We start from the raw sequence: 12,208 nt of genomic DNA, 5'->3' as shown, positions 1-12,208 counted from the left end.
AAGGAGTGTCCACGTTACTGCAACGGGCAGAAAACTTAAAGCTGTGGCACGGCCCAACCGATAAAGCGCTTGCGCAGGGCCGGATCTGCCTTGAGGAACAGCTGCTGCAACTGCCCTTCCAGCTCGCTGGCTGCCACAACGGGTTGCCCCCCACCGGATAGCGTAGCCGTTGGCTGTGTAGTAACAGCGACGGCCGTCAGCGCCGCCTTGCCGCCGCTGCGGTTGTATTCAGCCAGTTTGCCGTTCCAATCCACCCCAAGCAGCATGCCACTGGTCACCAGCGCGTCCTGCTGGATGGCAAGCGTGCGGCCATTCTCCTGCAACGTCACCACCGGATCCTTGGCATAGGCCTGCATCCCCCGCTCGTCTCCCGGTACGCTGGCCGTCAGCTGCAAATGCTGATTGCTGCCCTGATAGCGCACCACCTGCGGCTCGGAGCGTACCTGCCGATCATTCTCACTGCTGCTGCGACTGGGGATCACCCCCTCGAAGCGTACCAGCAGTTGCTGCTCGCCATCCGCCAGGGTGGCATGCTGCTCATCCTGCAAGGTGCCGTTGCTCACCGCGAGAATGCGGAAATTCTCCGGCACCTTCACGTCCACCATGGCCTGTACACTGCCTGCCCCCAACACTGCACAGAGCAGCACAAAACCGGTCAACCCTCTATTACTCTTCATTCCCGCTGATCTTCCTGATGCCGATGATGGGCGCAGGGTAGCAGCCTAAGATGACAGAAAAATAACGCCGCTCAGAGCAGGTAGTGGGGTCGCTCGGCAAACCACTGGGCCAGCACCTGCTTGAACAGCCTGATCTTGCGCGGCACCCGCCGCTGCTGGGCATGCAGCACATGAAGCTGATGCAGGCCGCTCTGCCACTCGTCGAGCACGGTCACCAGCTCTCCTGCCGTCAGCAGCGACTCCACCAGCATCAGCGGGCACTTGGCATAGCCCATACCGGCACGCGCCAGTTGTAACACGGTACTGTAGTGGTTGGCCCGCACCTTGCCCTGCACCAGAATGTGAGCCTCCTCCCCCTCACGGATAAAGTGCCACTGCTCCCAGGCCGGATTGTGTCCCTGCAACAGGCAGCTGCGCCCGCTCAGCTCATAGGGAGTAGCTGGACGCCCCTCTCGCGCCACCAGTGCGGGGCTGGCCACCACCACATCCTTAAGTCGGCCAAGAGGAAGTGCGACCAGATTGTCCGGCACCTCGTTCATGGCGCGCAGGGCGATGTCGTTCTCCCCCTGACTCATGTCGACCATCTGGTTGGTGAAGTTGAGCTCCACCTCCACTCCCGGACAGAGCACGGCAAAGCTGGCCAGCAGCTCGCTCACCATGCGATCGCCGGTGCTGACCGGGCAGGTAAAGCGCAATCGTCCGCAATCCTCTTCGGTCAGCGCCTGAATATCCTGCTCCGCCTGCCGAGCCAGCGCGAAGATCTCCCCCGCCTGCTGATAGAGGGTCTTGCCCGCCTCGGTCAGACTGAGGCGGCGGGTGGTGCGCTGCAACAGTTGTGCATTGAGGGAGGTCTCCAGCGCGCTGACATGGCGGCTCAGCATCCCCTTGCTAACCCCCAGCGTATCGGCAGCAGCCGAGAAACTGCCGCGCAGCACCACTTCGTAAAAGCTGGCCAGATGGGCGATATCCATCATTAGCTCCAATATGGAAACAATGGGTTTATTTTACGCGCTTTTTCGCATTTTCTGTTGCGCTAGAATCGATACATCCCAACCAGGAGTGATGCAGATGAAAATTGTGATTGTGGGTGCCTCCGGCACCGTCGGCTCCGCGGTCAGTGAACTGCTTGCCAAAGATCATCAGGTGATCCGGGTCGGCCACAGCCGTGGCGATGCCACGGTCGACATGCGCGATCCAGCCTCTATCAAGGCGCTGTTTGCCAAGCTGGGGCAGTTCGATGCGCTGGTCGTCGCCAGCGGCAGCGTGGCCTTCAACGGCCTGACCGAGATGACCGACGAGCAGTGGCAGGTGGGACTGGAGAGCAAGCTGATGGGCCAGATCAACCTGACCCGAGCCGCCATTCCCTATCTGACTGACAAGGGTTCCATCACTTTGATCAGCGGTATTCTGAGCGAGGAGCCGATCAACTGGGGCGTGAGCGCCAGCACCGTCAACGGCGCCATCGATCACTTTGTGAAAGCGGCCGCCTGCGAGCTGCCAAGGGGCCTTCGCATCAACGTGGTGAGCCCTACCGTGCTGGCGGAGTCGATGGACAAATACGCCGACTTCTTCCCGGGATTCGTGCCGGTGCCCGCCGCCAAGGTGGCGCAGGCTTACAAGAAGTCGGTGCTGGGCATCCAGACCGGTCAGGTGTTCAGAGTGAACGGTTGAGCGCCGCTCGCTTGCCGCCAGACCAGCAATAAAAATGGGCCCCGCTGAGGGGCCCGTCTGTTTATTTGCCTCTATCTTTCGCCACCAGCAAACGTTTGTTTCTGGGCGACAAAAAAAGAGAGCAACCCTTAGTCGATCAGACCGTACTGATCGCGCAGCACCTCGATGATCTCCTGCTTGGGATTGGCAGAACGCGCCAGCTTGTGGCCGATGATCTTCTCGGCGATCCCGACGTAGGTGTTGGAGATATCCATCATCACTTCGGTCGGCAGCTTGTTGTCGCGGGCAAGAGCAAAACGTTCCGGCATGCGGTTCTTGTTGAGCAGGATGTCCGGATCCGGGAAGTGGTTGAGCAGCCACTGACGGAAACCCTCTTTAGACTTCTCGACAATCTGGCCGTCGCGCAGGGCCGCGCCATCCCAGATACGGGAGCTGTCGGGGGTACCCACTTCGTCCATGTAGATCAGCTTCTCGTTGCCTGCCGCATCGTGGACGTAACCAAACTCGAACTTGGTATCGACGAAGATCTGATCCAGCCCGGCCAGCGCGTCGCTGATGACGTTGAAGCCCTCTTTGAGCAGCACTTCGTAACGGTCGATGTCAGCCGGTTTGCTGAAGTTGAAGCCCTTGTAGTGGCGCTCGATATCGGCACGGGAAACGTTGACGTCATCGGCTTCCGGCACGCCATCCAGCCCAGTCAGCACGCCCTTGGTGGAAGGGGTGATGAGGATCTCCGGCAACTTCTGATCCTTTTTGAGCCCTTCCGGCAGGGTGATGCCGCAGAACTCGCGCTCGCCATCCTTGTAGGCACGCCACATGGAGCCAGTGATGTACTGGCGGGCAATCGCCTCGATCATCACCGGACGGGCTTTTTGCACAATCCAGACGAAGGGGTGCGGAATATCCAGAATGTGGCTGTCGGCCAGTCCCTTCTCCTTGAACAGCTTGAACCAGTGGCTGGAGATGGCATTAAGCGCAGCCCCTTTGCCCGGCACGCCGTTCAGGCCATCCACACCTTGCCAGATGCAATCGAAGGCCGAGATGCGATCGCTGATCACCATGAGGGCGAGGGGCGCATCGGCCGGCACATCATAGCCTTTCTCTTTTATGAGCCGGGCACTGTCTTCGGGGGTCAACCAGTAGACGCTGCGCACTTTGCCGGAATGGACAGGTTTATCGGTACGGATCGGCAAATCGTCATTCACCGCCAATACTTGATCTGCAAGACTCATGGCTAATAACACTTCCTGTTTGTGGGGGGTAAACATCGCGAGTTACTCACCTGCGCGCTCTGTTTGCAACGGGCTGGCAAGGGGGCTCGCATCATCGAAAACTGCTCGGAATCCCCGCGTTTTCAGGGGGATTTTGATAACAAAACAGGGGCACAAGGCCCCTGTATTTATTCTGCTTTTGCTGCTGCCTGATCGGCCAGCCCCTTGGCGAACGCCTCGGACAGGCTGATATACATCTGGGAGATAACCCCGGACGATACCGGCTTCTTGTCCTTGTCGAACAGGGTGATGGAGGTCTTGCCTCCCGCCATTTCGCCAAGCTGGAAGCGGTATTTCTCCTCCTCCAGTTTGAACGGCTCGCTCCCTTTCGCCTTCCAGAACTCGGCGCCCGGCTCTTCGTACTCGACGTCGATCCAGCCCAGTGACTGCTGGGTATCCTTGATGGTGAAACCGTAAGCGGGCAGTACCTGGTTGAGACGACGCCACACCTGATCAAAGGAGCCTTCGGCAATCCAGGCGCTCAGCTCGTTGTTGTCCAGACCCAGTTGCAGACCCATGCCATCGTTGGACTTGTGCTGCTCGCGGGCTTTCAGCTGGCTGTCGTAATAGAGAGAGAACTGGTTCAGCACTCGCGCAGCATAGCGCTGGGCATCGGCTGGGGTCAGCTTGTTGCTGGTCTCGCCGTCGATGGTCTCTTCGTGATCCAGTACCCGGACCGACATATTGACGGCGTGGCGCTGGGCATCGTTGCGCACGGTGAACTGGTAACGCTGACGGATTTTGAAGTCTTCGTCATCTTCACCCCAGCCATCGAGGGCGACTGTGTTGTCAAACCAGCCGGTCTGCAATACGCCATCCTGCTGATCCAGCTTCTCGGTGGTGACCTTGTATTTGGCCAGGAAGTTCATCAGGAACGACCAGGTATCGCGCTCCACGCTCTGGCTGGTGCTCAGGGCATAGAAGGCAACGGTCGGTTCGGTTGCGCTCTGCACCACCTGACTGCCCGGTACCACTGTCAGCAGTTGAGCGGGTGGGCGCACATCGACCTGGGCGCCGAGGGCACCTTCACGGCTGCTTTCGGGAAGCGGCGGGATGTCGTACTGGCTGTTGAAGGTGGGGGCACTCAATCCTGCGGGGATCAAGAACGCGCGGCCCTCGAGGCGGGCATCTTCGTAACCGAAGTCGCGGTTGGCCATTTTGCGATCCTGGGGGGTGCTGCAACCGGCCAAGACGGCCACAGTCGCAACGCTCAGCACCAGACGGGCTCTATTTCCCTTTCCATTAGATTTAAACACTCGCCATCAACTCCGCTGTGGTCAGTGCTCGCGCCATCAGCTGTTCGCCCTCGGGGGTGAGGTCAACCAGCGGCAGACGCAAGGTGGCTGTTGCAATCAACCCCAGTTGGGCACAGGCCCATTTCACCGGGGTGGGGCTCGGTTCGCAGAACAGAGTCTTGTGCAACGGCATCAAGAGATTGTTGATGTCATGCGCCTGCCCGGCATCACCGGCCAGCGCAGCACGACACATGTCGGCCATCTGGGCCGCTGCAATATTGGTGGTGACCGAAATCACGCCATCGCCACCTTGCAGCATAAAATCACAACCAGTGGCATCGTCGCCACTGTAGAGAGCAAACTCCGGCCCGCACAGCTCGCGCAGCAGCGGGGTGCGGCTCAAATCGCCGGTTGCCTCTTTCAAACCGATAATGCAGGGAACCTTGGCCAGACGGGCCACGGTCTCCGGTTTGAGATCGCAACAGGTGCGACCGGGCACATTATAAAGAATTTGGGGCAGACCACTAGCCTCGGCGATCGCACAATAGTGGCGATAGAGACCTTCCTGAGTGGGCTTGTTGTAGTAAGGAGTCACCGAGAGGCCCGCCACCACGCCGGTTTTGGCCAGTCGCTTTGCCAATTCAATGGCATGGGCGGTATTGTTGGAGCCGCAACCGGCGATGACGGGAATGCGTCCGGCGGCATACTCAACGGTCTTTTCAACGACGGCGATATGCTCCTGCTCGCTCAGGGTCACCGATTCCCCTGTGGTACCCACCGCAACAATGGCGCTGGTCCCGGCGCTGACATGATAGTCGACCAGTTTGGCCAGACTGGCCCAATCGACTTCACCTGAAGCCAGCATGGGGGTAACGAGCGCAACAATACTACCGCGTAACATGGACTTTTCTCCCGATTTTCAGGGGCGTAATGGTAAAGCTGACCCCTTTGAAAAACAAGGGAGAGAGGGGGCAAGCCGTGATACCATCCGGAACAAAAAGTAATGAACGAAAGTCGGCAGCGTCCCTCAGGGAGTGGTCATCAGGGCCGGAGGGTTGGCTTGCCAGCGCGGCTTTCGCAACGAAATAACGGACGAGAGAAGATTTATGACTCACTACCTGGTCGTAACGGCCATCGGCACGGACAGGCCTGGCATCGTCAATGAAGTGACCCGCCACGTCAGTGGCTGTGGTTGCAACATTGTGGACAGCCGCCTTGGCATCTTCGGCAATGAATTTACCTTTATCATGCTGCTCTCGGGCGACTGGAACAGCATGATGCAACTCGAAATCAGCCTGCCCCTGCGTAGCCAGGAGTGGGATCTCATCACCATGATGAAACGCACCGAACGCCACCAGTCCCTGCAGTATGACGTCCGCGCCAGTGCCGACCTGTTGATCCGCGACGAGCCCGGCATCGTAAGCCAGTGCACCCAGTTCTTCAGCGAACATGGCTGGAACATTCAGGCGATGCAATCCATGACCCTGGAGCAGCAGCCGTTCAACCTGCTGAAGATCAGTTTTCAGCTCAATCTGGCCAGAGAGGGTGAAGTGGAAGGTTCGCAAACCGCCTTCGCCGAATTCTGTCGTCAACTGGGTGCCGAATCGTTCGAGTTTATCGTCAATCGCAAACACGCCTGAGGGCGTTTTACCCGAGGAGACCCCATGCAACCACTACAAGCTGGCAGCCCCGCCCCCGATTTCTCCCTGCCCGACCAGAATGGCAATCAGGTCAGCCTTGCTGGCCTGCGCGGCAAGAAGGTGCTGGTCTATTTCTATCCCAAGGCAATGACTCCCGGCTGCACCACCCAGGCCTGCAGCCTGCGCGATGTGAACGCCGAGCTGGCCGCCCTCAATGTGGTGGTGCTTGGCATCAGCCCGGATCCGGCCAAACGTCTGAAGAAATTCGAAGAGCGGGACCAGCTCAACTTCACCCTGCTGGCTGATGAAAACCACGCCGTCGCCGATGCCTTTGGCGTCTGGGGCCCGAAGAAGTTCATGGGCAAGGAGTATGACGGCATTCACCGCCAGAGCTTCCTGATCGACGAAGAGGGCAACATTGCCCACCACTTCGACAAGTTCAAAACCAGCGATCACCATCAGGTGGTACTGGATTTCCTCAAGGGATAACCCTCCCCTGCGTCATTGAAAGGCCTGCCATGCAGGCCTTTTTCGTCTGCTCAGCCGCCCCTTGCCAGCGGATTTTTCTCACCAACTCCCCCGCCCAGATCAAAAAATTCATTTTATATATGGGTTAACGTGACCCCAGAATCATCTTCCAGCGAGATATCCCATGAACATGAGCAACACTGAGCGTTTGATCCTGAGCAACCAGTACGAAATTCTGGCGAAACTCAACCCGGAGAAAGCGGACGTCTACCAGCGCGCCAGCACCATCATCGAGCGCGGCTACTGCCTGCAGATCCTCGAGCTGGAGAAGAGCTTCAGCCATCTGGATCTGGCTACCTGCCAGGAGGTAATCGACACCCTGGAGCTGCACCACGCACTGGCCATCTCATGGGGCAATCTGGATGCGGCCGATCAGGGCGAGATCAATGCCAGCCGTCTGGAGTTCAACGGCTACAGCCGCAGCCAGGAGCGTGAACTGGCTGACTACGTCTGCTTCCTGCTGGAGGTGGACAAGCGCTTCCCCGAGCTCAAGTGCCCGTGCGACGAGCTCTCCAGCGACATCGCCATGCGCGACAAGTACCAGCGGATGCTGCAGGTGTGGCGTCAGTGTCCACGTCAGTACAAGCTCTCCATCCAGGAGATCCGCAAGGTGCTGGCGGCCTGATCCGCATACCAACCGCAACAAAAAAGGCGCAACTGGCGCCTTTTTGCATCTGAATCGGGTTATTCGTAGAGAAACGATTTGTCCAGCTGCTGAAACGCAGCCTTGAGGGTATCGGCCAGCTCTTCATAGCGGGGCTGGGAGACCAGCTGACGGCGGCCCCCCTGCTCGTTCATCTTGCCGTTGATCTCCCGATACCAGCTCGCCAGCGACGGGGGCAACCGGGTGCCGGCCCGCTGACCGAGCCAGTAGTAACCCTGCAGCGGCAAACTGAGCAGAAACAGCACGGAAGTGATGACGGAAGGCCAGTAGTGCAGCTCTCCAAACTGGAACTGCAACATCACGCTCAACACCGCCAGCGCCGGAATCACCTTGAGAGCGAATTCGGTCGCCTTGATCACCCGATTTTCAGGAAACATCGAATTGAGCTCGGGACGGCGCGGCCAAAGCGTCATATAATGGCGGCCTTGCTGTAACTTAGTTCCAAAAATGTTCATGCTCATACTACCTCCGAGCGCTTTTTGAACGTACTAACGGCAAAACCTCGACAAAATTTGATGCAAAGTAACAAAGGTTGAGGATGACTTTGTTATTTTTCAACAATCGGGTTATCCTTTGTACGCCCATTTTTGCGTCAAAAGCTTCTTGCTATTGACCTGTCAGGGACGTCTGGATTTCGGGTCTTGTATCACTATACAAGGGGCAAGCAACAGATTGCCAACCCTCATAAGGATAAGTTGAAAGTTTTTGGCCGCACCGCGTCCAACGCATCCGCCTACACAACCCAATCTGCGATAGGATTTATTCATGAGTAAGCTGGTTCTTGTTCTTAACTGTGGCAGCTCTTCCCTGAAGTTTGCCGTCATTGACGCAACCACCGGTGATGACCTGCTGTCCGGCCTGGCCGAGTGCTTCAACCTCGACGACGCCCGCATCAAGTGGAAACTGAATGGCGAGAAAGGCAGTGCCGATCTGGGCGCGGGTGCCGCTCACCAGGAAGCACTGGACTTCATCGTCAACAAGATCCTGCCGCTCAATCCGGAACTGTCCAAGAACCTGATCGCCATCGGTCACCGTGTTGTTCACGGTGGCGAGCGCTTCACCTCTTCCGTTGTCATCTGCGAAGACGTGATTGCCGGCATCGAAGCCGCCGTTCCGTACGCACCGCTGCACAACCCGGCTCACCTGATCGGTATCCGTGAAGCTCGCCGCGTATTCCCGGCGCTGGCTGACAAGAACGTGGCCGTATTCGATACCGCGTTCCACCAGACCATGCCGGAAGAAGCCTTCCTCTATGCTCTGCCTTACAAACTCTACAAAGAGAACGGCATCCGTCGCTACGGCGCTCACGGCACCAGCCACTACTACATCAGCCTTGAAGCTGCCAAGCAGCTGAACAAGCCGGTTGAAGAGCTGAACATCATCAACTGCCACCTGGGCAACGGCGGTTCCGTCTGCGCCATCAAGAACGGCAAATCTGTTGATACCTCCATGGGCCTGACCCCGCTGGAAGGTCTGGTGATGGGTACCCGCTCCGGCGATCTGGACCCGGCCATCATCTTCTTCCTGCACGACAAGCTGGGCATGAGCGTTGCCGATATCAACACCATGCTGACCAAAGAGTCCGGCCTGCAAGGTCTGACCGAAGTGACCTCCGACTGCCGTTTCGTTGAAGACAACTACGACAGCAAAGAAGAAGCCAAGCGTGCTATGGACGTTTACTGCTATCGCCTGGCCAAGTACATCGGCGCCTACGCTGCCGCCATGGACGGTCGTCTGGACGCCGTTGTTTTCACCGGTGGTATCGGTGAAAACTCCGCCCCGATCCGTGAAATCACCCTGAACAAGCTGGGTCTGCTGGGCTTTGACGTCGATCACGACGCCAACCTGAAGGCTCGTTTCGGCAAGGGTGGCGAGATCACCAAGGCTGGCTCTACCAAGGCCCTGGTTATCCCGACCAACGAAGAGTGGGTTATCGCCCACGACGCGCTGGAACTGGTCGGCGCTTAATTGACGCAGTAACTCGAGGCCGCCCACCAGGGCGGCCTTTTCCTGATCCCAAAAAATGAACAAGGGGTATAAAGTGGCACGCACTATTATGCTTATCCCGGTCGGCACTGGTGTCGGCGTAACTTCCGTAAGCCTTGGCGTTGTTCGCGCCATGGAGCGTCACGGTGTCAATGTCAGCTTCTTCAAACCGGTTGCCCAGCCGCGTCCGGGTGAAACCGGTGCCGAGCGCTCAACCGCCGTTATCCGCGCTGCTGCCAACATCAATCCGCCCGAGCCCTTCACCCTCTCCTACGCCGAGAACATGATCAGCTCCAGCAACACCGACATCCTGCTGGAAGAGATTGTGGCCCGCTTCGAAGAGCACGTGAAATCCAGCGGTGCCGAAGTGCTGGTTGTCGAAGGTATGGTGCCGACCGACAAGCAGCCCTTTGCCAACAAGCTGAACTACGACGTCGCTAAAGCTCTGGATGCCGACATGGTATTCGTGACCCATCCGGGCCATGACTCCAGCCAGAAGCTGAAAGAGCGCATCGAGCTGGCCTGCTCCAACTTCGGTGGTGTCAACAACCCCCGCATCGTTGGTTGCGTGATCAACAAGGTGGGCGCGCCGGTTGACGAGCATGGCGTAACCCGCCCTGACCTGACCGAGATGTTCGAAGCTCATCACCACGCTTCTGACGCGGCTCACAACCTGGAAGTGCTGCAAGTGTTCGGCAAGAGCCCGCTGCGCATCCTGGGTTGCATCCCCTGGAACACCCAGCTGATCGCCCCGCGCGCCAAGGATCTCGCCAAGCATCTGGCCGCCAAGATCCTGCACAAGGGTGAGCTGGACAGCCGTCGCCTGCAGACCGTGACCTTCTGTGCCCGCTCCATCCACAACATGGTCGAGCACTTCCGTCCGGGCAGCCTGCTGGTCACCTCCGGCGACCGCTCTGACGTCATCGTCTCCGCCTGCCTCTCCGCCATGAACGGCGTCAAGCTGGGCGCCCTGCTGCTGACCGGCAACTATCATCCGGAGCCGCAGGTAATGGCGCTGTGCCAACAGGCCATGGCCACCGGCCTGCCGATCATGATGACCGGTACCAACACCTGGCAGACCGCCGTCAGCCTGCAGAACTTCAACGTCGATATTCCGGAAGATGACCGCGAGCGTATCGAGCTGGTACAGGACTACGTCGCTGGCCACATCGACAAGCACTGGATCGAGTCACTGACTGTCAGCTCTACCCGTTCCCGTCGTCTGAGCCCGCCGGCATTCCGTTATCAGCTGACCGAGCTGGCCCGTCAGGCCAACAAGCGTGTCGTGCTGCCGGAAGGCGACGAGCCGCGCACCATCAAGGCTGCCGCCATCTGTGCCGAGCGTGGCATTGCCCGTCCGGTACTGCTGGGTAATCCGGAAGAGATCCGTCGCGTTGCCGAACAGCAGGGTGTGGTACTGACCGATCGCGTCGAAATCATCGATCCGGCCGTTGTGCGCGAGCGCTATGTGCCGCGTCTGGTCGAGCTGCGCAAGAACAAGGGCATGACCGAAGTGGTTGCCCGCGAGCAGCTGGAAGACAACGTGGTACTGGGTACCATGATGCTGGAGCGCAATGAAGTTGACGGCCTGGTATCCGGCGCGGTCCACACCACTGCCAACACCATCCGTCCGCCGATGCAGATCATCAAGACAGCTCCGGGCTCTTCCCTGATCTCCTCCATCTTCTTCATGCTGCTGCCTGACCAGGTGCTGGTCTACGGTGACTGCGCGATCAACCCGGATCCCACTGCCGAGCAGCTGGCCGAGATCGCCATCCAGTCCGCCGACTCCGCTGCCGCTTTCGGCATCGAGCCGCGCGTCGCCATGATCTCCTACTCTACCGGTACCTCTGGCGCCGGTGCCGATGTAGAGAAAGTGCGTGAAGCGACCGAGCTGGCCAAGGCCAAGCGCCCCGACCTCATCATCGACGGCCCGCTGCAGTACGACGCGGCCATCATGGAGAACGTGGCCAAGTCCAAGGCACCGAACTCACCGGTTGCAGGTAAAGCCACCGTGTTCGTCTTCCCTGACCTGAACACGGGTAACACCACTTACAAAGCGGTGCAGCGTTCCGCTGACCTGGTCTCCATCGGCCCCATGCTGCAAGGCATGCGCAAGCCGGTCAACGACCTCTCCCGTGGCGCCCTGGTTGACGACATCGTCTACACCATCGCCCTGACCGGTATCCAGGCTGCCCAGGCTGACGAACAAGCCTAATCAGCTTTAGTCTGAAAAAACCGATCACAAAGGCTGCTCACCCCAGGTGAGCAGCCTTTTTTATTGGTTCTTTTTTGAAGACCAGTGAAACATGCCATCAGCACAGTGTTATGTAGAATAATGCCATGTGATGTGCAAGAAATGTTTCGAGCGTAACTCTGCGGGAAAGCGTGTCCGCCACCTTAAAGATGCATCTAAAATAGATTCAAGATCATACTCTTAGATATATGAGGGCATTCATAGCGAAGCGCTTATAGCAAATATTTCGCCATCGGCATGAGGATTTGACCTGTTAGAAATAGCAGTGAAAAAGACCCG

Annotated in this window: 12 protein-coding genes; 6 read left to right on the top strand and 6 right to left on the bottom strand. The window is 58.4% G+C overall.

The annotated features are described in order from the left end of the window. Positions 1 to 35: 35 nt before the first annotated feature. Both ACB035_RS11240 and ACB035_RS11235 read right to left on the bottom strand, forming a co-directional pair. Positions 36 to 677 carry a DUF2057 domain-containing protein gene (locus tag ACB035_RS11240; RefSeq protein ID WP_371167306.1) on the bottom strand — a complete coding sequence of 214 codons (642 nt, stop codon included), beginning with the start codon at positions 675 to 677 and terminating at the stop codon, positions 36 to 38. Positions 678 to 748: 71 nt separating this feature from the next. Then, positions 749 to 1,648 carry a LysR family transcriptional regulator gene (locus ACB035_RS11235; protein WP_371167345.1) on the bottom strand — a complete coding sequence of 300 codons (900 nt, stop codon included), beginning with the start codon at positions 1,646 to 1,648 and terminating at the stop codon, positions 749 to 751. A gap of 97 nt (positions 1,649 to 1,745) precedes the next feature. Between ACB035_RS11235 and ACB035_RS11230 the strand changes: the two genes are divergently transcribed. After that, positions 1,746 to 2,348 carry a short chain dehydrogenase gene (locus ACB035_RS11230; RefSeq protein WP_064338734.1) on the top strand — a complete coding sequence of 201 codons (603 nt, stop codon included), beginning with the start codon at positions 1,746 to 1,748 and terminating at the stop codon, positions 2,346 to 2,348. A 128-nt stretch (positions 2,349 to 2,476) separates the two neighbouring features. Here the strand turns inward: ACB035_RS11230 and ACB035_RS11225 are convergent, their stop codons facing one another. The 3 genes from ACB035_RS11225 to dapA all read right to left on the bottom strand — a co-directional run bounded on the left by ACB035_RS11225 (position 2,477) and on the right by dapA (position 5,755). After that, positions 2,477 to 3,580, bottom strand: a complete 1,104-nt coding sequence (locus tag ACB035_RS11225) for a phosphoribosylaminoimidazolesuccinocarboxamide synthase (protein WP_181269940.1) — start codon at positions 3,578 to 3,580, stop codon at positions 2,477 to 2,479. 167 nt (positions 3,581 to 3,747) lie between these two features. Next, positions 3,748 to 4,875, bottom strand: coding sequence for an outer membrane protein assembly factor BamC (gene bamC, locus ACB035_RS11220; RefSeq protein WP_005349235.1), 1,128 nt, complete (start codon positions 4,873 to 4,875; stop codon positions 3,748 to 3,750). Next, positions 4,868 to 5,755, bottom strand: coding sequence for a 4-hydroxy-tetrahydrodipicolinate synthase (gene dapA, locus ACB035_RS11215; protein WP_371167305.1), 888 nt, complete (start codon positions 5,753 to 5,755; stop codon positions 4,868 to 4,870). Before dapA ends, bamC begins: the two co-directional genes overlap by 8 nt. Positions 5,756 to 5,960: 205 nt before the next feature. On the opposite strand from dapA, the gene ACB035_RS11210 reads away from it, so the two are divergent. From ACB035_RS11210 to ACB035_RS11200, 3 genes are all read left to right on the top strand, one after another. Beyond that, complete coding sequence (locus ACB035_RS11210) at positions 5,961 to 6,494, top strand: glycine cleavage system protein R (protein WP_005349229.1); 534 nt, start codon at positions 5,961 to 5,963, stop codon at positions 6,492 to 6,494. A gap of 24 nt (positions 6,495 to 6,518) precedes the next feature. Then, positions 6,519 to 6,983, top strand: coding sequence for a thioredoxin-dependent thiol peroxidase (gene bcp, locus ACB035_RS11205; RefSeq protein ID WP_371167304.1), 465 nt, complete (start codon positions 6,519 to 6,521; stop codon positions 6,981 to 6,983). Between the two features lie 163 nt (positions 6,984 to 7,146). Further along, positions 7,147 to 7,647, top strand: a complete 501-nt coding sequence (locus tag ACB035_RS11200) for a YfbU family protein (RefSeq protein ID WP_371167303.1) — start codon at positions 7,147 to 7,149, stop codon at positions 7,645 to 7,647. A gap of 59 nt (positions 7,648 to 7,706) precedes the next feature. Here ACB035_RS11200 and yfbV read toward each other — a convergent pair whose 3' ends face one another. Next, complete coding sequence (yfbV, locus tag ACB035_RS11195) at positions 7,707 to 8,147, bottom strand: terminus macrodomain insulation protein YfbV (RefSeq protein ID WP_371167302.1); 441 nt, start codon at positions 8,145 to 8,147, stop codon at positions 7,707 to 7,709. A gap of 304 nt (positions 8,148 to 8,451) precedes the next feature. Between yfbV and ACB035_RS11190 the strand changes: the two genes are divergently transcribed. Together ACB035_RS11190 and pta are read left to right on the top strand one after the other, a co-directional pair. Then, entirely contained in the window at positions 8,452 to 9,654 is a 1,203-nt protein-coding gene (locus ACB035_RS11190) for an acetate kinase (RefSeq protein ID WP_005349210.1), read from the top strand. Between the two features lie 55 nt (positions 9,655 to 9,709). Continuing rightward, positions 9,710 to 11,890 carry a phosphate acetyltransferase gene (pta, locus tag ACB035_RS11185; protein ID WP_005339119.1) on the top strand — a complete coding sequence of 727 codons (2,181 nt, stop codon included), beginning with the start codon at positions 9,710 to 9,712 and terminating at the stop codon, positions 11,888 to 11,890. The last annotated feature ends 318 nt before the right edge of the window (positions 11,891 to 12,208 follow it).

Origin of the sequence: Aeromonas sp. S12(2024), assembly GCF_041402305.1 — a bacterium.
Lineage (GTDB): Bacteria > Pseudomonadota > Gammaproteobacteria > Enterobacterales > Aeromonadaceae > Aeromonas > Aeromonas veronii.
Note: the sequence above shows the minus strand (reverse complement) of the source record. Positions and strands in the feature narration are given on the sequence as shown.

Coding starts and splice junctions, on each gene's coding strand:
- ACB035_RS11240 (WP_371167306.1), bottom strand. CDS start 677: ATGAAGAGTAATAGAGGGTTGACCGGTTTTGTGCTGCTCTGTGCAGTG.
- ACB035_RS11235 (WP_371167345.1), bottom strand. CDS start 1,648: ATGGATATCGCCCATCTGGCCAGCTTTTACGAAGTGGTGCTGCGCGGC.
- ACB035_RS11230 (WP_064338734.1), top strand. CDS start 1,746: ATGAAAATTGTGATTGTGGGTGCCTCCGGCACCGTCGGCTCCGCGGTC.
- ACB035_RS11225 (WP_181269940.1), bottom strand. CDS start 3,580: ATGAGTCTTGCAGATCAAGTATTGGCGGTGAATGACGATTTGCCGATC.
- dapA (WP_371167305.1), bottom strand. CDS start 5,755: ATGTTACGCGGTAGTATTGTTGCGCTCGTTACCCCCATGCTGGCTTCA.
- ACB035_RS11210 (WP_005349229.1), top strand. CDS start 5,961: ATGACTCACTACCTGGTCGTAACGGCCATCGGCACGGACAGGCCTGGC.
- bcp (WP_371167304.1), top strand. CDS start 6,519: ATGCAACCACTACAAGCTGGCAGCCCCGCCCCCGATTTCTCCCTGCCC.
- ACB035_RS11200 (WP_371167303.1), top strand. CDS start 7,147: ATGAACATGAGCAACACTGAGCGTTTGATCCTGAGCAACCAGTACGAA.
- yfbV (WP_371167302.1), bottom strand. CDS start 8,147: ATGAGCATGAACATTTTTGGAACTAAGTTACAGCAAGGCCGCCATTAT.
- ACB035_RS11190 (WP_005349210.1), top strand. CDS start 8,452: ATGAGTAAGCTGGTTCTTGTTCTTAACTGTGGCAGCTCTTCCCTGAAG.
- pta (WP_005339119.1), top strand. CDS start 9,710: ATGAACAAGGGGTATAAAGTGGCACGCACTATTATGCTTATCCCGGTC.